This is a genomic window from Azonexus sp. MM2026_4 (genome assembly GCF_055901855.1).
On record NZ_CM148380.1, the window covers coordinates 3,333,472 to 3,351,749 of the forward strand.

The window sequence follows — 18,278 nt, forward strand, 5'->3', positions numbered from 1 at the left end:
CGGAGTCGATCTCAGCAAGGCCGCCGCTGACCCGGCGGCCTTTTTTTCAGCCTAGCGCAGCCATTGCTGAAGCTTGGCGAAAAGGTCTTCCGGACGGGCCGGCTTGGCGATGAAATCGTTCATGCCGGCTTCGAAACAGCGTGCCTTGTCTTCGGCGAAGGCATTTGCCGTCATGGCCAGGATCGGCACGCTGGCGTAGCCGGGGAGCTGGCGGATGCGGCGGGTGGCTTCGAGACCGTCCATGTTCGGCATCTGCATGTCCATCAGGATCAGGTCGTACTGCTGGGCCGTGGCCATCTGCAGCGCGATGCAGCCGTCCTCGGCGCAGGCCGAATCGAGGCCGATTTCATCGAGCAGCATCTGGGCGATTTCGCGATTGACCGGTTCGTCCTCGGCGAGCAGCACGCGCCGGCCGACCAGGCTGTCGGCCGGGCGCTCGGCAGTGGCCGTTTCCGCCAGGCGTTTGTCGTCGAGGTTGCGCCGCAGGCGGGCGGTGAACCAGAAGCAACTGCCTTCGCCCGGCGTGCTGATGACGCCGACTTCGCCGCCCATCGATTCGGCCAGCTTGCGGGTGATCGCCAGCCCCAGCCCGGTGCCGCCGAACTTGCGGGTGGTCGTGTTGTCGGCCTGTTCGAAGGCCGAGAACAGGCGGGACTGCGCCTGGGCGTCGATGCCGACGCCGGTGTCGGTGACGGTGAACCGGATCAGCGCGCTGCCGTCGTCGCTGTCCACTGTTTCGGCGGCGAGCCGGACCCAGCCTTCGGCGGTGAACTTGATGGCGTTGGCGGCGTAATTGAGCAGGGCCTGCTGCAGGCGCGTCGGGTCGCCAAGCAAGCCGGGCAGGCGGGCGGCGGGTTCGACGATCAACGTGACGCCGCGGTCTTCGGCGCGACTGTGCAGCATCGAGACGATGTTGCTGAGGATGCTGTCGATATTGACCGGGATTTCCTCGAGCGTCAGCTTGCCGGCTTCGATCTTCGACAGGTCGAGTACCGCGTTGATGATGTCGAGCAGGTGGTTGCCGGCGGCTTCCAGCTTGTCCAGGCGTTCGCCCTGTTCCGGATTGAGGCCGCCGCGGCGGATCAGGTGCGCCATGCCGGTGATGGCGTTGAGCGGGGTGCGGATCTCGTGGCTGATGTTGGCCAGGAAGGCGCTCTTGGCGATGTTGGCGCTTTCCGCTGCCTCCTTGGCGACGGCCAGCTCGCCGGTGCGTTGTTCGACCAGTTCCTCGAGGTGCTGCCGGTAGTGTTCCAGTTCGGCCTCGGTACGCCGCTTCTCGGTGATGTCGCGGGCGATCACCATCAGCGCCTGCGGTGTGCCGTCGGCGGCGCGGCTGGTGATCTTGCGCACTTCGCAGATACGGATCGGCGCATCGCCCGGATTCAGGTACTCGATGCTGTGGCTGATACCGCTTTCGCGCCAGGCGGCTTCGTCGGTTTCGGCAGCGGCCATGTGGAAGTTGCGGAAAGTCGGGCGGAGTTCGGCCAGTTCCCGGTTGGTCCTGCCCTGCCAGGGGTAGTCGCTCAGCTCGAAGACTTCCTCGGCGGCGTGGTTGATCTGCTGCCAGCGGTTCTCGCCGTCCTTGATGACGACGATGTCGGGCAGGGCGTCGATGAAGCGGGTCAGGCGGCTGTTGCTCTCGCGCAGCGCGGCGGTGGCGCCGATCAGGTCGGTGATGTCGCTGAAGGCGACGATGGCGCCGCAGTGCCGGCCGTCGCGCCACAGCGGGTTGACCGTGACCATGACCGGGATGCCGCTGCCGTCGCGACGCCAGAACCAGTCGTTGCCGCTGCGCCGCAAGCCGTCGATGACGGTCTTGTGTACCGGGCATTCCGCTTCCGGGAAGAAGCTCCCATCCGGTCGGGTGTGGTGGAACAGGCGGTGCGTGTCCTGGCCGAGCAGGTCGTCGGGCAGGTAGTGCAGGAGTTCGCAGGCGGCCGGATTGACGAAGATGCAGCGGTGTTGTTCGTCGATGCCGAAAACGCCTTCGCCGAGGGCGTCGAGGATCGACTTCTGGCGGCTCAGGTGGGCGGCCAGTTCCTCGATCCGGGTTTCGACGGCGTTCGCCATCACGGCGAAATTGTGGCTGAGGGCGCCGATCTCGCCGGTTTCGCTGATCGGCAGCGGCGCCCGGTAATCGCCGGCGGCGATCCGGCTGCTGGCGGTGGCCAGCGTTCTCAGGTGACGGGTCAGCCAGTAACCGGTGGCGATCAGGCTCAGCGTTGTCAGCAGGATGCCGGCGAGGGCGATCAGTACGCCCTGGGTGAGCAGTTCCTGGCGGGCGGCGATCATGAATTGCTGCGACAGCCCGTATTGCAGTTCGCCGTAATGCTGGCCGTAGATTTCGATCGGGAAGCGGATGTGGACGATGTCGGCGCCCTGCAGGTCGGCGCCGGCGGGCGGCAGCGCCAGGTTTTCCGGCCAGCGGCTGCTGGCCAGCCGGCGGCCCTCGGGGTCGGTCAGGGCGAGGTAGACGATTTCCTCGCTTTCCTGCCAGCCGTCGAAGATGTCGCGCAGCGTCGCGTAATCGCGGGTCGCCAGCGGCACCGCGACGGCAACCTTGTAGGCCTGCTGGATGGCGGCCTGGTGGCGCAGCGACTGGTCGCTGAGGTGGTGGTCGATCAGCCGCACCCCGTTGCCGATCAGCAGCGTCAGTACCAGGAGTTCGATCAGCAGGCTGCTGATTACCAGGCGGAACCGCAGGCTGCGCGTGAAGGCAGGCAGGGGCAAGGTGCTACCTCATCATCTGCACGGTCAGATCGACGAAGGGGCGCAGCTTCTCGATGTCGTCGGGAGTGACGGCGGCATAGCCGCTGTAACCGGTGTCGCGGAAAAAGGCTTCGCCGGCCGGGGTTTTCTGGAAGTCGAGCAGGGCCTTGCGCAGCCGTGCGATGCCGGGTTCGCCGAGACGCCCGTGGGCCAGCGTCATCAGGTGCGGCATGTGGATTTCGCTGGACAGCAGGCGGACCTGCTGGCGCAGGTCGGCCGGAATCTGGCGCAGCGGCGTGTAGGTCGTCACCGCGGCATCGGCGGCGCCGGCGGCGACGGCGGCGATGGCGGCGCCGTGCGAGCTGTACTCGACGACGCGGAAGTCGACATTCGGGCGCAAGCCCTGCTGGCGCAGCCAGTCCACGCCGCCGATCGAGGAGATCGACAGCCGGCTCGACAAGGCCAGCGTTTTGCCGGCGAAATGTTTTGCCTGGTGGATGGGCGAATCGTCACGGACGACGAAGATCGGCTGCAGGTCGGCAGAGTAGCGGAAGAGCAGCGACATGCCGCGCTGCGAGGCCATGGCGCCGAAATGCGGGCCGGTGATGGCGAGGTCGAAGTCGCCGGCGAGCAACTGGTTGACGTGGGTGAAGTAGTCGGGCGAGGTGAGGACGACGACCTTGCGGCCGAGTTCGCGTTCCAGGTGTTCGGTCAGCGGCTGGTGGGTGCGGATCAGCGCCAGCGGGCTGTTGAAGGGCATGATGCCGAGTTTGAGCGGTGCCTGCTGGGCGCCGGCGACGGATAGCCAGAAACCGAGGAACAGCGCCACGACCATCCGCAGGATGCCGGAAGAACGAATCTGGGCAGGCATGTCGAGGTTCCCTTCATTGACCGGACACTGAAGACAGCCTTGATTTTCCTCCTGCGGGGAGCACTCGGCAACCGCTATTCCCGCGCTCTGTCCTGGGTTTGCGCCCAATGCCGGCGGTAATATGCCGGCGCCATGCCGGTCCATTCGACGCAGGCGCGATAGAAGGCCGAGGTGTCGGTATAGCCGAGGTCGGCGGCGATCAGGGCGACCGGATCGCGGGTCTTGACCAGGCGGGCCAGCGCCATGTCGCGGCGCAGCGCGTCCTTGATGCCGCGAAAGCTCGACCCTTCCTCTTCCAGCCGGCGGTGTACCGTCCGCGGCGACAGGTGCAGGCGCTCCGCCACTTCGTCCAGGCTCAACGGGGCGGGCAGGGCGGCGCGCAGCAGGTCGCGGACGCGGATCACCATCGCCCGGTCGCGCCGGTAGAGGGTCGTGATCTTGCCCGGCGCGCCGTCGAGGAAGGCGGTCAGCGCCGCTTCGTCGCGGCGCAGCGGCAGTTCGAGCAGGTTGGCGTTGAAGCTGGCGAGCAGCACGCCCTTGCCGCCGGGCAGGGTCGGCGCGAAATGCGAATCCTCGGTGAAGATCAGCGCGTAGTCGGCGCAATGTGCCGGCTTGCGGTACGGGAAGAGGACGCTGTCGAGGCCGATACCGCGCCCGGCGAGCCAGCACGACAGGCCGTGCAGCAGGCGCAGCAGCCATTCGAAGGCGAAGATGCGGCCGGGGTCGTCGGGGTCGGCGGCGAGGTGGCGGGTTTCGGCGATCACCAGGTCGGCGCGTCCCTGGCAGCGGCGGACGCTGACCGCCAGGTCGGGCAGCACCAGATGCAGGAAGCGGCTGGCGCGCTGCAGCGCCTCGGCCAGCGTCGCCGCCGTCAGGCAGCCGCGGCAGAGGAATTCGAAGCTGCCGACGCGCATCGGTTGGGCGAACAGCGCGAAGCCTTCATCGTCGAGTTCGCGGTTGAGCAGGTTGTACAGCGCGGCGTAGCGTTCGACCGGAATCCGCCTGGCGGGGTCTGCAAGATCGACGCCGGCGGCATGCAGCAGCGGCGCCGGGTCGATGTTGCGGCGGGCGAGCCCGGCCAGCATCCCGGTGACAAATCCCATTGCGACAGTGGTTTGGCGTTTGGTTTCGCGTTGGCTCATGGTGCGGCGCAGCAATCGGGCTGCGTTCCGGCGGTGGACGGCGCCAGCATATCACCTTGGCGGAATTTGCATGATTGTCGTCAGGGCCGGCAATGGCGGGGGCCGTAAAGCGGCCTAACATGAGCGCCTTCCCGTCAATTTCGCGAGGCCGATGTCATGACCGATCTTTCCGTCGCCAAGAAACTCGTTCCCTACAAGCCCAAGAACAAGGTCCGTTTCGTCACCGCCGCCTCGCTGTTCGATGGTCACGATGCGTCGATCAACATCATGCGCCGCATCCTGCAATCGACCGGTGCCGAGGTCATCCACCTCGGCCACAACCGTTCCGTGCAGGAAATCGTCAACGCCGCGCTGCAGGAAGATGCCCAGGGCATCTGCATTACCTCCTACCAGGGCGGCCATGTCGAATTCTTCAAGTACATGATCGACTTGCTCAAGGCCAACGGCGGCGAGAACATCAAGGTCTTCGGCGGCGGTGGCGGCGTCATTGTGCCGGCGGAAATCCGCGAACTGCACGCCTACGGCGTCACCCGCATCTACGCGCCGGAAGACGGCGTGCACATGGGGCTGCAGGGGATGATCAACGAGGTCGTCGAACAGTCCGACTACGACCTCGCCGGCGAAGGCATCCCGAAGGCCGACAAGGTGCTCGAAGGCCTGCGCGCCGGTGACCGCCGCCTGCTCGCCCGCGTCATCACCCTGCTCGAGAACGGTGCCGCGCCGGCGCTCAAGGAGCCGCTGCTCAAGGCGGCGGCCGAGACGAGCATTCCGGTGCTCGGCATCACCGGCACCGGCGGCGCCGGCAAGTCGTCGCTGACCGACGAACTGGTGCGCCGCTTCCGGCTCGACCAGGAGGACAGCGTCAAGATCGGCCTGATCTCGATCGACCCCTCGCGCAAGCGCACCGGCGGCGCTCTGCTCGGCGACCGCATCCGGATGAACGCGATCGAGCACCCGAACATCTTCATGCGCTCGCTGGCCACCCGCGACACCGGCTCGGAAATCTCCGCCGCGCTGCCCGAAGTGATCGCCGCCTGCAAGCTCGCCGGTTTCGACCTGGTCGTCGTCGAAACCTCCGGCATCGGCCAGGGCGATGCCGCCATCGTGCCCTTCGTCGATGTCTCGATGTACGTGATGACGCCGGAGTTCGGCGCCGCTTCGCAACTGGAGAAGATCGACATGCTCGACTTCGCCGATTTCGTGGCGATCAACAAGTTCGACCGCAAGGGCGCCGAGGACGCGCTGCGCGACGTGCGCAAGCAGTACCAGCGCAACCGCGAACTGTTCACGACGCCGACCGAGAACATGCCGGTGTTCGGCACCATGGCCGCCCGCTTCAACGACGACGGCGTCACCGCGCTCTACCAGGCGCTGGTCCCGGCGCTCAGCGAAAAGGGGCTGCAACTGAAGTCCGGCAAGCTGCCGCTGGTCACCGTCCGCCAGTCCTCGGCCAGCCGCGCCATCGTGCCGACCGCCCGCATCCGCTACCTGGCCGAGATCGCCGATAGCGTGCGCGGCTACCACAAGCATGTGGACGACCAGGTGACGATTGCCCGCGAACGCCAGTCGCTGCGCATCTCGAAGCAGATTTTCGCCGGTTGCGAGAAGCCGCTGGCCGATTTCGACGAACTGCAGGCGTTCAAGGACAGCCAGCAGGACCCGAAGGCGAAGAAGCTGCTCGACATGTGGCCGCAGACCGTCGAGGCCTATTCCGGCGACGAATACGTGGTGAAGATCCGCGACAAGGAAATCCGCACCCGGCTGACCTCGGAATCGCTGTCCGGCACCAAGATCCGCAAGGTGATCCTGCCGAAATACACCGACGACGGCGAGATCCTGCGTTTCCTGATGAAGGAAAACGTCCCCGGTTCCTTCCCCTACACCGCCGGCGTCTTCGCCTTCAAGCGCGAGGGTGAAGACCCGACCCGCATGTTCGCTGGCGAGGGCGATGCCTTCCGCACCAACCGCCGCTTCAAGCGCGTCTCCGAAGGCATGCCGGCGCATCGCCTGTCCACCGCCTTCGACTCGGTGACCCTGTACGGCTGCGACCCGGACGAGCGCCCGGATATCTACGGCAAGATCGGCAATTCCGGCGTCTCGATCGCTACCTTGGATGATCTCAAGGTGCTTTACGACGGCTTCGACCTGCTCGCCCCGAGCACTTCGGTGTCGATGACCATCAACGGCCCGGCGCCGATCATCCTGGCCTGTTTCTTCAACACCGCCATCGATCAGCAGATGGTCAAGTTCGAGCAGCAGAACGGTCGCCAGCCCACCGAAGACGAAGCCGAGAAAATCCGCGAATGGACGCTGTCAACCGTGCGCGGCACGGTGCAGGCCGACATTCTCAAGGAAGACCAGGGCCAGAACACCTGCATCTTCAGCACCGAATTCGCGCTGAAGATGATGGGCGACATCCAGGAATTCTTCGTCCATAACCAGGTGCAGAACTTCTACTCGGTGTCGATCTCCGGCTATCACATTGCCGAAGCCGGCGCCAACCCGATCAGCCAGCTCGCCTTCACGCTGTCGAACGGCTTCACCTACGTCGAGTCCTACCTCGCCCGTGGCATGAAGATCGACGATTTCGCGCCCAACCTGTCCTTCTTCTTCAGCAACGGCATGGACCCGGAATACTCGGTGATCGGCCGCGTCGCCCGCCGCATCTGGGCGGTCGCCATGAAGAACAAGTACGGCGCCAACGAACGCAGCCAGAAGCTCAAGTACCACATCCAGACTTCGGGCCGTTCGCTGCACGCGCAGGAAATGGACTTCAACGACATCCGCACCACGCTGCAGGCGCTGATCGCCATCTACGACAACTGCAACTCGCTGCACACCAATGCCTACGACGAAGCGATCACGACGCCGACGGAAGAGTCGGTGCGGCGCGCCATGGCCATCCAGCTCATCATCAACCGCGAATGGGGCGTCGCCAAGAACGAAAACCCGAACCAGGGTGCCTTCGTCATCGACGAACTGACCGACCTGGTTGAGGAAGCCGTGCTCAAGGAATTCGAAGCCATCGCCAGCCGCGGCGGCGTGCTCGGCGCCATGGAAACCGGCTACCAGCGCGGCAAGATCCAGGAAGAGTCGATGTATTACGAGCACAAGAAGCACGACGGCTCCTACCCGATCATCGGCGTGAACACCTTCCTGAATCCGAAGGGCATGGCGCAGCAGGAAATCGAACTGGCGCGCTCGACCGAGGAAGAAAAGCAGTCGCAGATCAGCCGCCTGCGCGATTTTCAGGCGCGCAACGCGGTGACCGCCCCGGCCATGCTGGCGAAGCTCAAGCAGACGGTGATCGAGGATGGCAACGTCTTCGCCGTGCTGATGGACGCCGTGCGCTGCTGCTCGCTCGGCCAGATCAGCTCGGCGCTCTATGAAGTCGGTGGACAGTACCGCCGCAGCATGTAAGCGAGACCCCGGAAGGGGAACAGCATTCCGGACCCGAACAGGGCGGAGGAGTAATAACACGGCGAGGCGATGTACCTCGCCGTTTCAATTTTGTTGTTCCTTGCCACGCCGTTTGCCTCAGCCCGGCGAGTACAGGCCGACCGTATTGCCTTCGCTGTCGGCGAACAGGGCGATATGGCCGACGTTGTTGCCGAGGTCGGTCTTCGCCATGATGACCTTGGCGCCCGCCGCAACCGCGCGCGCGAGCGGTACGGCGAGGTCGTCGCCGCCGTTGAGGTAGATCAGGCTGCCGTTGTCGCGCGGCTGCAATTGCGGCATGGCCACCAGCGCGCCGCCGGGCGCCGGGCATTCGTAGGGGAAGATGGCCATCTCGCCGCCGCCGCAGTTCTCGCGGCGAAGGGTGATGGCGAAGACGTTCTCGTAGAAGGCGATGGCGCGTTCCAGATCGGTCGTGGGGATTTCGAACCAGGCGATGGGGGTTTGCATGAGGTTTTCTCCGCTGAAATGCAGCGACGGGCTGTCGTTGCTGGTCGCCATTCTCGAATCGGGCTCCTGACAACAGGGTGTCAGGAGGCTTGGCCTGGCCGGGAAAAAGCGCGTGCTATCCTGAAATTCCCCCGTTCCGGACTAGCCCCATGCGCCCCGCCGATCGCCTCTTCCAGATCATCCTGCTGCTGCGCCACGGTCGCGTCGTCACCGCCGCCGCCCTGGCCCAGGCGCTGGAAGTGTCCGAGCGCACGATCTATCGCGATATCGCCGACCTGGTGAAGACCGGCGCCCCGATCGACGGCGAAGCCGGCGTCGGCTACCGCCTGCGCCGGGGCTACCAGGTACCGCCGTTGATGTTTACCGGCGACGAACTGGAAGCGCTGGCGATTGGCGCCAAGCTGGTCCGCGCCTGGGGCGACAGCGCGCTGGGCAAGGCGGCGGAACAGGCGCTGGCGCGTATCGACGCGGTATTGCCGCGCCATCTGGAAGAAAAACTGGAAGCCAGCAGCCGCCGCTTTCTCGCCCTCGATTGCCTGTTGCCGGCGGCGCTGCGCGAACCGATGGCGGTCTTGCGCAGTGGGATGGAAACCGGCCGCAAAGTCCGCGTTGCCTACCGGCGTGGCGACGGCGAAACCTCCGCCCGCACGCTCTGGCCGCTCGGCCTCGTCTTCTGGGGGCACTGCTGGACCCTCGGCGCCTGGTGCGAACTGCGCGACAGCTTCCGCACCTTCCGCGTCAACCGGATCGGCGCCGCCGAGCTGCTCGTAGAAAGCTTCGACGATCGCTACGGGCACCTGTGGGAGACGTATCTGCAGAACGCCAGGGAAGCGGCGAAGTAGCGCTCCGACAAGGCGAGCGCTGTCCTTCCGGGTTGCTTGCCGCCGCCTGTGCTGCTTGCCGCCGGCAGCGCTGGCGTCGCTGAAGGCGCCTTGCCGACGCCACTCGCCAAAGTATCGTCCCGTCATGGACGGGGGCGCGCCACTCACGGTAGCATTATCCCGATTTCATGCGTGGGGGCGGTTAATGATAGTTGGCATTGATCTGGGTACGACCAACAGCCTGATCGCGGTCTGGGAAGGAAACGGGCCGCGCCTGATAAAGAACAGCCTCGGCGAGGTACTGACGCCATCCTGTGTCAGTCTCGACGAGGACGGGACGATTCTGGTCGGTCGTGCCGCCCGCGAGCGCCTGCAGACCCACCCGGAACTGACGGCGAGCGCCTTCAAGCGCCACATGGGGAGCAACAAGCAGATCCGGCTTGGCAAGCGCGATTTCCGGGCGGAGGAGTTGTCGGCGCTGGTCCTGCGCTCGCTGCGCGAGGACGCCGAGGCCGATCTCGGCCAGCCAGTCAGCGAGGCGATCATCACCGTGCCCGCCTATTTTTCCGACGCCCAGCGCAAGGCGACCCGTGTCGCCGGCGAACTGGCGGGCCTGCGCGTCGAGCGCCTGCTCAACGAGCCGACCGGCGCGGCGCTGGCCTACGGCATCCACAACCGGGACGGCGAGTCGCGTTTCCTGGTATTCGATCTCGGCGGCGGCACCTTCGACGTTTCGGTGCTCGATCTCTTCGAGGGCGTCATGGAGGTGCGCGCTTCGGCTGGCGACAACTGGCTGGGCGGCGAGGATTTCGTCAGCTGCCTGGTCGATCACTTCTTCGAGCACAACAAACTGTCGGCCAAATTGAAACAGAACCGGGAGTTCATGCAGCGTCTGGCGGCGCAGGTCGAAATCGCCAAGCGCCAGCTCAGCGAATCCGCAAAGGCCACGGTACGCGTGCACCATGACGGTCAGGACCATTCACTGCCGCTCGACGAGCCCTTGCTCGAACGGCTTTGCGCCCCCTTGCTCGGCCGCCTGCGGACGCCGGTGGAAAGGGCTTTGCGCGATGCCAACCTGCGCAGCAACGAACTCGACAACATCGTCCTCGCCGGCGGGGCGACGCGCATGCCGGTGGTGCGCCGCCTGGTGGCCCGCATGTTCGGGCGCTTTCCCGCCAGCGAGATCAATCCGGACGAGGTCGTCGCGTTGGGGGCCGCTGTTCAGGCCGGCTTGAAGATGAAGGACGCCGCCCTCAGCGAAGTCGTGATGACCGACGTGACGCCGTATTCGCTGGGTATCGCCCTGTCGATCCAGATCGGCGAGAACCAGTACTCGGATGGCCACTTCGACCCGGTGATCGAGCGGAACTGCGCGGTTCCGATCAGTCGGGTGAAACAATACTTTCCGGCCCGCGAAGGGCAACGCTTGCTGAACCTGGAGGTGTTTCAGGGCGAGGCGCGGATGGTCAAGGACAACATTCACCTGGGCACGCTGAAAATTCCGCTGCCCGCCGGCAAGATCGAGGAATGCGGTATCGACGTCCGCTTCACCTACGACGTCAACGGCTTGCTGCAGGTCGAGGCGACTGTCCTGAAAACCGGTGAGCGTTTCTCCCTGGTCATCGAGGGCAATCCGGGCTTGCTGAGCGAGGAGGAAATCGCCGATCGCCTGAGTGCGCTGGCCGAGTTGAAGATACATCCGCGCGACCGCCTCGAGCACCGGACGCTCCTGGCGCGTGCGGAACGTCTCTACCAGCAGTTGCGCGGTGAACAGCGCGAGTGGTTCGCGATGCAGATCCTGAAATTCGAAAAGATCCTGGCCGCCCAGGATGGCCGCTCGATTGCGGCGAACCGGAAGAGCTTCGAGGAACTTCTCGACGCCGTCGAACGCGATACCTTCATCAACCCGCCGGCCAACCAGCCCTGAATGTCGGGATCGAAACCATGACGCAACTGGCTTTCCTCGACTACCTGGGTGTCGACGATTCCGCCGACGAGCGCGCCATTCGTCGGGCTTATGCGCGCCAACTCAAACTGATCGATCAGGAGAAGGATGCCGCCGCTTTCCAGGCCTTGCGCGAGGCTTACGAGGTGGCCTTGCAATGGAGTCGCTGGCAGCAGCAACAGAACGCGGCGCCACCAGCCGAGCAGCTTGATCCCGCGCCGGCAAGCGTGGCCGACGCCGAATCTTCTCCGCAGCCCCCGTTGTCCGAAGCGGCGCCGGAGGCGATGCCACAGACGCTTCCGCCGGCCGACTTGGCCGCCGTTCCACCGGAGGTCGAAGCGCGGGCGGTGTTTGAGGAGTTGATGGCGGAACTCGCCGCAATGTCCAGCGCGAGCGGCTGGTCGTCGGACAAGGTGCACCGGGAGAAGCTGCTGCGCTGCCTCGACGATCCACGTCTCCTGTCGATTGCCGCCCGCGATATCTTCGAGTGGTTCGTCGCCGAGGTCCTGGCAGCCGGCTGGCGGCCCGGCCACGAGGCGCTGCTGGTTGCCGCCTCCCGGGTCTTTTGCTGGCAGGACGACCCGCGGCGTCTGGCGCGTTTCGGCTGGGTGGGCAATGCCCTGAACCGCGCCATCACCGAGCGGGCGGTGTTCGACCAGCAAGCCGAAGGCGAGCGCAAGCTCCAGCGCGATCTGATCGCGCGCCTGCGCGATCCGGCGCCGCCCAGCGATGGCGAATTGATCGCCAAGATGCCGCAGTTCGAATGGTTGATTGCCCGATTCCCCGTCTGGTTGCCAATGATCGCCAGCATGGAGAACCTGCAGCGTTGGCGGGAACTGGATAAAGAGGTGCCGGCGTGGAAACGCCGTTTCTCGTTTCAGCGCAAGAAAGTGGTCAGGGAAACCAGCACTTTTGCCTATGCTTCAGCCGGGCATGGGATCAACTGGCGCTGGAGCACCGTTTTTCTCGTGCTTGTCATGGTGCGCATGCTCTCTGCCATGGTGGCCGATAACTCGCCGCCGCCACCGGTTTCGACATCAGCCATGTCCAGCGTTCTGCAGCAACAGGCGAACGGCATCGGAGGCGGCTACCGGGCCTATGCGCCGGGCGCAACGTCTCTCCCCGCGGTCGCCGCCAAATTCACGGCGAGCGATCCGCTGATGCCGGAACGTAGCGAACAGCCTCCCGGCAAGGCGCAGCTAAAGGTGTTGGTGACGGGCAAGCCGAACCGGGAGAAATGTACCGAAATCGGCCGTTTGACGAAGGTGTTCATGATCGGTACGCCACTGGCGCAAATCCGTTTCCCTCCCGCTTTCGAGCGACAACTGATCAACTGCGTCAACGCCGGCCTGTGGCCCTATCCCTTGCAAGGGGATGCTGCCATTCAGGAGGCGACGAGTCACGAATTGGCCAGGAATCTGGCTGCCATCGAGGCCATCTCGCGCGAACCGTCGCCTTCCCTGAAAAGCCTCCAGCCGAAGGCGCCGCTGCCCGATGCGCCGGTTTCCGGCGTGCCGACGTCATCTTCCAGCGGGTCCGAGGCGAACGGCAGACACGTCAGCGCTCAGGATTTCAAACCGATCGAGCCCTTCTGGTCGGCGGATCCCTCTCCTGGCAAATACATGCTGAATCCCAAGGGCGTGCAGTTCAAGGCCAAGGACTGAACCGAAGCAGGCGGTGAAGGCCGACGGCAGCGCTTAGCTCCGTCGGGTACGAACTGCCGGCGGCGGCTTTGCTTTGGTCGGCCTGCCGCCTATTTTGTCGTCGCCCCTTCGCAGATCAATTGCAGCCCGTGGCGTTTGCTGTCGGCTGCGCGGCAGATTTCGACGCGTTCCCTGAGTTCGATGTCGCGCACGCTGCCATCGGTGTATTCGCAGCGAATGGTGATGAACTGGCCATGGTCGTAAAAGTAACCCAGGCTGTAGTTGCCAGAGTCGTCGTCCGGCGCGAGATAGACGAGATCCTTGGGGTCGCCGACGCAGATGTAGATCAGCCGCACCTTGCCGCTGGCCGGGCAGACCTTGAACGGGGCGGCAAAGGCGGTGCTGCTGGCCAGCAGGAGCAGTGGCAGCAGGAAAGGACGTAGGCGTTGCAGCGACATGGCGGTTTTCCGATGCTCAGGGTTGAAGCGTCTCGATCCGGCGTCCGGTGCCCGGTAGCAGTGCCGGCGCGCTGTAGAGTTTGCGGAAGCGACCGCGTTCGAAGACATAGACGATTGTCTGGCGGTCCTCCGGGCCGAGTTCGGGGCGGTCTTCGATGCCGCTGACGACGATCAGCCGACTGTCCAGTCGGTAGCCGGGGTTGTCGGCCTCGGCGAAGCCGGGCAGGGGGGCGTGATAGCCTCCCGCCAGGGTCAGGCAGGCCAGCGGCGGCAGGTAAACGCGCCCGCTGATGGCGTCGACGACGGCAAAGCTGAATGAACCGAGACCGCAGCCCCAGCTCACCACGGTGTAGTGGCCGGCGAAGTTCGGTCCGTCTTTTGCGCCTTCGCGGATCACGGTACGAAACCGTCTGGCCTGGCGGCTGTTCAGCACCGGTTCGGCAGGCTTGCCGTGGAAGGCGACGGTGGCGGGATAGGCCGCCGGATCGGGCGCTGGCGGCGCCGGTCTGGCGTGGGCGAGCGGGGCGAGCAGCAGGGCGGCGACGAGGCAGAGTGTTCTCGGCATGCGGGGGTTCCAGGTGGCGCTGCGGCGGGTGATGTCGATCGCCGTTGTTGCGCGGAGCTGGAATTTATACCGGGCGCATGGCGGATGACAATAGAATTGCGCGGCGCAGCAGGTTTTGCCGGGGGCCGTGAGTATCTGTTCACGCGCCGGCGGAAAGTCGCCCGCCGCCGGCCTGGCTTCCTCCCGGCATGGCGCGGCACGATGCGAAGCATGCCGCCAGTGATCGCGACGATCTTCCCGACATCGGCGCAACAGCAGTTTTTTCCGGGGTGAAGATCGAAATGCGAGGAGAAACATCATGAAAGAGAAGGGCATGTTGCGCGGGCTGGCGGCGCTGGGTTTGTCGCTGGGGGCGGCGACGGCTTTCGCCGGCGAGGTGAATGTGCAGGTCTTGAGCGCGGTGGTGAAGGACCAGCGGCTGGCAGGCGCCACCGTCATCGTGCAGAAGAACGGTGCCAGGAGTGCCACAGCGACGAGCGATGCGCAGGGGATGGCGGCGCTCGGCACGGAATTCGCCGATCACGAAGACAGCCTGATCATCATCAAGAAGCCGGGCTACTCCAACTTGGTGGCCAAGTGTCCGTGCGCCGGGATGACCTACGCCCTGAGTCCGGTGATGACCAGTCTCGATGGTTTGCGCATTGTCCTGAACTGGGGGGCGCAACCCGCCGATCTGGATTCGCACCTCGCCTTTCCCGGCAATCACATCTACTGGGAAAAGAAGCTCGGCGCCGAGGGCAATCTGGATGTCGATGACGTCAATGCTTTCGGGCCGGAGACCATCACCATCAACCGGAAGCGCGTTGGCGAAACGTATGTTTACGCTGTCCATGATTTCACCAACATGCACAGCCCGGCTGCCGACGCCCTCGCCAGGAGTCAGGCCAAGGTCCTGGTCTATGTCGGTCAGTCGCTGGTCCGTAGCTACTATGTGCCCAATCAACCGGGCAACCTGTGGACGGTGTTCCGGATCACCGCCGATGGCGAGTTTCAGGATATCAACACCATGCGCGGCACCTTGGTCAGCGCGGCGAGCGTCCTCGGCAGCGTCAACAATTACCTGAAGGCATCGACCGAAGTTGCGGCGGTTCAGGTGAGCGCCGCCAATGCCGACAACGCCAGGGCGCTCAACAAGGCCGGCGAACAGGCGTATCACGCCGGCGATCTGGCGCAGGCCATCGATCTTTACCGGCAGGCGATCGACATCGATTCGAACTTCGGTCAGGCCTACGGCAACCTGGGGCTGGCGCATGGCAAGGCCGGTCACACCGCCGAAGCGATCTGGGCCAACCGCAAGGCGATCGCCCTGGCCAGCGGACCGACCGCTGCCACGGTGCGGGCCGGCGCCCATTACAACATCGCCCGCCTTTACGAGGCGGCCGGTCAGTACGCCGATGCCCTGCAGCAGTATCAGGCGGCCCGTCGGGAGAAGGCCAACCCGGTGTACGACAAGGCGATCGATCGCGTCGGCAGGCTGGTGAAGTGAGAACTGCGGGCCGGCAGCCGCCGGCCCCTCCCGCAGCTGCTTTGAAGGGGAATCGAAAATGAAACGTGAATTCGCGATCGGCCTGCTGCTCTGCCTGTCCATCCTGCCGGTGCAGGCGGCCGGTCCGGCGTCGATTGCCCGCGCCGAGCGGGCACTGTGGCCGGACGGGGTGGCCACGGTGGCCGACTACAACCGCGCTTCGCGCGCCGAAGCGCTGGTCTTCGTCAATGCCTTGAGCGAGTTGGCCGCTCGGGATGACGAGACACTGAAGGCGACGCTCGGCATCAAGTCGGTCGATCGGGGATCGGTCAAGCGTCTGCACGATCGCGTGCTGACTCGTCTGTACGAGAATTACCGGCTCGCCCGGCAGAGTTGCGCGCCCGACGAGGCCTTCTGTGCGCCGGTGGACAGCCCTGCCGCCCTGGTCGAGCGGGGCCGCCAGCTCGCGTCGCAACTGCCGGCGCGCTACCGTCCCTGGTTTGCCGGCGCCGATGCCTTTCATCGCCGCTATGCCGGCGAGTTGCTGCGGCTGGCCGCGCTCTTTCCCAAGGTGTCGAGCGAGATCGACAGCTTCGGCGCCCATGAGCGGAGCGGGCTGGAGCTGCCTGACGGCCACTTCCTGTGGACCTTCGACGACGGCCCGACCGCCGCCGGCGGAACGACCGATGCGTTGCTGCCGGTGCTGGCGCAACAGGGCATCCACGGCATGTTCTTCGTCCTGGGCGAGCGCTTGCAGAAACGTCTGCAGAAAGACGGCAGGCCGGTGGTAGAGACGCTGTACGCCGGCCAGTGCGTGGCCTTGCACGGCTGGGCGCACGAGAGTCACCAGAAGTCGCCGCGCTGGCAGGCGTCGATCCTGGACACGCAACATCTTGTTCAGGAGGCGCTGGGGGCGGCCTACCGTCCGCATTTCCGGCCGCCTTATGGTCAGCGGCGCGCCGACAGCGGCCCCTTCTTCGTCGAAAACGGGCTTTCCGTGGCGCTCTGGAACATCGATGCGCAGGACTGGAACGCCAGCCTCGACGCGCGTCAGGCCGGCGAGCGCGTGCTGACCCTGATGCTGCTCTGGCGACGCGGCGTGATCCTGTTCCACGACAGCCATGGCAAGGCCGCCGCGGCCATCCCCTGGATCGTCGCACAGACGCGGGACGCCGGTTTGCACTGGGAAGACTGTCGAAACTATTAAAACCGACGCGTCGGCGCGATTGCCAGGCCACGGCTGGCGTGTCAGCATCCGGGTAATGACATATGCGTTGCTCCGGGGCGCCGGGGCGACCGGAACGCTCTCTCGAATCCGAGTCTCCGATGAAAAGAATCCTGAAAATCGCCGTCATCGTCCTGGCAATCCTGCTTTTGCTGCCGGTCGCCGCGTTGACCTTCCTGGTGTTCGCCAACCTGCACGACGAGCCCCTCGATCCGACGCTGGCTGCTTTGCTGGCCGCCGAGCCACCGCAGATAGCGGCGGCGGAGAACGGCTACTTTGCCTGGATCGGGGTGCCGGGGGCGGAGAAAGAGTCGCCCCATGCCTGGGGCTATCGCTGGTTCCAGGAGGCGTTGCGCGCCGATCGGGCGCCCTTCGGTGAAACGCAGGCGCTGGCGATCGATGCTGAAGTGCGCAAGGACAGCTTGCGGGTCGAGGATTTCGGCTGCCGCGAGATCGAATCCTGTCTGGCGGCGGTCGCCAAATGGCCGGCCGACGCCCGGGCCGTGCTCGAGAAGGGGCGCCTTACCTTGGCGCGCGGCGATGTCGCGCTCGCCATGCCGGCGTATCAGGAGCCCTGGCGGCCGGATTTCTCGTTCACTTCAGCGTTGCCGCGACAGCCGCAGCATTACCGGCTGCTCGGCGCGACCCGCTTCGCCCTCGCCGTCAGCGAAGGGCGGCACGACGAGGCGCTCGATCTGCTGGAGCGCGCCATGGCCTTCCACCGCCGGCAGGCGCAGGGAGCGTCGACGCTGATCGAGAAACTGCTGGCGCTGGCGAATCTGCACAGCGATCTGCAGTTGCTGAATCAGTACATGCTGCACGCGCCGGCGGCGGCGCGGCAGCGGGAAGCGCGCATCGCCGGCTTGCTGGCGCCGCTGCCCGGCGATGCGACGAGCCTGCAGCGGGCCATCCTGACCGAACTACGGGGCGGTGTACGCATGTTCCTGAGCCTGGGCGAGAGGAAGCTGTTCGCTGCCGCCAGCAGCGAAAGCCCGCTCCCGCGCTGGCTGGCCGGTACGCTGGGGCAGCGCCTGTATCTGCCCGGAGCGAGCGCCAACGAGTATTTCCAGCTGAACCGCGCGTGGCTCGCCGCCGATGCCCTGGCCGGGGAGGACTACCGGCGGGCGATCGCCGATGCCCGGCGCGACCTGGAAAAGGCAACTGCGGACAGCTATGCGCTGCGCAACCCGGTCGGCCATATCCTGGTCCGCGTCGGGGCGGCCGATTACGGGAGCTACTTCCTGCGCCGCGACGACTTGCTGGCTTTGCATGCCATGGTGGCCTTGCAGTTCGAACTGCTGCGCAGCCAGAGCAACGATGACGAGGCGATTGCCCGCGCCGCTGCCGGCCTGCACCATCCCTACACCGGCGTCGCGCCCGTCTGGGACAAGACGGCCCGCCGGCTGATCCACACCGCGCTGCCCGGACGGCGCGGCAAGCAGCCCCTGGCAATCCGCCTGTGACTTGGCGGCGGGGCGGTCCGGGCGGGGTTTTCGGGGCGTGCTATCCCGGCGGCCGGCTTTCGGTT

At 65.6% G+C, this 18,278-nt stretch carries 13 protein-coding genes; 7 read left to right on the forward strand and 6 right to left on the reverse strand.

What is annotated here, in order from left to right; genetic code table 11:
* Positions 1 to 51: 51 nt before the first annotated feature.
* From AC0KWY_RS15625 to AC0KWY_RS15635, 3 genes are all read right to left on the reverse strand, one after another.
* On the reverse strand, positions 52 to 2,730 hold the full coding sequence (locus tag AC0KWY_RS15625) for a response regulator (protein WP_474026411.1): 2,679 nt from the start codon (positions 2,728 to 2,730) through the stop codon (positions 52 to 54).
* A 4-nt stretch (positions 2,731 to 2,734) separates the two neighbouring features.
* Positions 2,735 to 3,580, reverse strand: coding sequence for a phosphate/phosphite/phosphonate ABC transporter substrate-binding protein (locus AC0KWY_RS15630; protein WP_474026412.1), 846 nt, complete (start codon positions 3,578 to 3,580; stop codon positions 2,735 to 2,737).
* A 74-nt stretch (positions 3,581 to 3,654) separates the two neighbouring features.
* Positions 3,655 to 4,683, reverse strand: a complete 1,029-nt coding sequence (locus tag AC0KWY_RS15635) for an AraC family transcriptional regulator (RefSeq protein ID WP_474026413.1) — start codon at positions 4,681 to 4,683, stop codon at positions 3,655 to 3,657.
* Positions 4,684 to 4,878: 195 nt separating this feature from the next.
* Between AC0KWY_RS15635 and icmF the strand changes: the two genes are divergently transcribed.
* Positions 4,879 to 8,142: a fused isobutyryl-CoA mutase/GTPase IcmF gene (gene icmF, locus AC0KWY_RS15640; protein WP_474026414.1), complete on the forward strand. Its 3,264-nt coding sequence runs from the start codon at positions 4,879 to 4,881 to the stop codon at positions 8,140 to 8,142.
* A gap of 117 nt (positions 8,143 to 8,259) precedes the next feature.
* Here icmF and AC0KWY_RS15645 read toward each other — a convergent pair whose 3' ends face one another.
* On the reverse strand, positions 8,260 to 8,628 hold the full coding sequence (locus tag AC0KWY_RS15645) for a VOC family protein (RefSeq protein WP_474026415.1): 369 nt from the start codon (positions 8,626 to 8,628) through the stop codon (positions 8,260 to 8,262).
* Positions 8,629 to 8,777: 149 nt separating this feature from the next.
* Between AC0KWY_RS15645 and AC0KWY_RS15650 the strand changes: the two genes are divergently transcribed.
* The 3 genes from AC0KWY_RS15650 (at position 8,778) to AC0KWY_RS15660 (ending at position 13,058) form a co-directional block, all read left to right on the forward strand.
* Positions 8,778 to 9,470 (forward strand): helix-turn-helix transcriptional regulator, encoded by a 693-nt coding sequence (locus tag AC0KWY_RS15650; protein ID WP_474026416.1) that lies wholly within the window; start codon positions 8,778 to 8,780, stop codon positions 9,468 to 9,470.
* Between the two features lie 184 nt (positions 9,471 to 9,654).
* Complete coding sequence (locus tag AC0KWY_RS15655) at positions 9,655 to 11,376, forward strand: molecular chaperone HscC (protein ID WP_474026417.1); 1,722 nt, start codon at positions 9,655 to 9,657, stop codon at positions 11,374 to 11,376.
* 17 nt (positions 11,377 to 11,393) lie between these two features.
* Positions 11,394 to 13,058 carry a J domain-containing protein gene (locus AC0KWY_RS15660; protein WP_474026418.1) on the forward strand — a complete coding sequence of 555 codons (1,665 nt, stop codon included), beginning with the start codon at positions 11,394 to 11,396 and terminating at the stop codon, positions 13,056 to 13,058.
* A gap of 89 nt (positions 13,059 to 13,147) precedes the next feature.
* On the opposite strand, the gene AC0KWY_RS15665 is transcribed toward AC0KWY_RS15660, so the two are convergent.
* Both AC0KWY_RS15665 and AC0KWY_RS15670 read right to left on the reverse strand, forming a co-directional pair.
* A complete protein-coding gene (locus tag AC0KWY_RS15665) occupies positions 13,148 to 13,495 on the reverse strand; it encodes an STY0301 family protein (protein WP_474026419.1) in 348 nt (115 codons plus the stop codon).
* Between the two features lie 16 nt (positions 13,496 to 13,511).
* Complete coding sequence (locus AC0KWY_RS15670) at positions 13,512 to 14,060, reverse strand: hypothetical protein (protein ID WP_474026420.1); 549 nt, start codon at positions 14,058 to 14,060, stop codon at positions 13,512 to 13,514.
* Positions 14,061 to 14,358: 298 nt separating this feature from the next.
* On the opposite strand from AC0KWY_RS15670, the gene AC0KWY_RS15675 reads away from it, so the two are divergent.
* The 3 genes from AC0KWY_RS15675 to AC0KWY_RS15685 all read left to right on the forward strand — a co-directional run bounded on the left by AC0KWY_RS15675 (position 14,359) and on the right by AC0KWY_RS15685 (position 18,213).
* Entirely contained in the window at positions 14,359 to 15,546 is a 1,188-nt protein-coding gene (locus AC0KWY_RS15675; protein ID WP_474026421.1) for a YfaP family protein, read from the forward strand.
* A gap of 58 nt (positions 15,547 to 15,604) precedes the next feature.
* The gene (locus AC0KWY_RS15680) at positions 15,605 to 16,732 is read left to right on the forward strand and encodes a polysaccharide deacetylase family protein (RefSeq protein ID WP_474026422.1); all 1,128 of its coding nucleotides are present in this window, start codon (positions 15,605 to 15,607) and stop codon (positions 16,730 to 16,732) included.
* A gap of 119 nt (positions 16,733 to 16,851) precedes the next feature.
* On the forward strand, positions 16,852 to 18,213 hold the full coding sequence (locus tag AC0KWY_RS15685; protein ID WP_474026423.1) for a tetratricopeptide repeat protein: 1,362 nt from the start codon (positions 16,852 to 16,854) through the stop codon (positions 18,211 to 18,213).
* Positions 18,214 to 18,278: the final 65 nt, after the last annotated feature.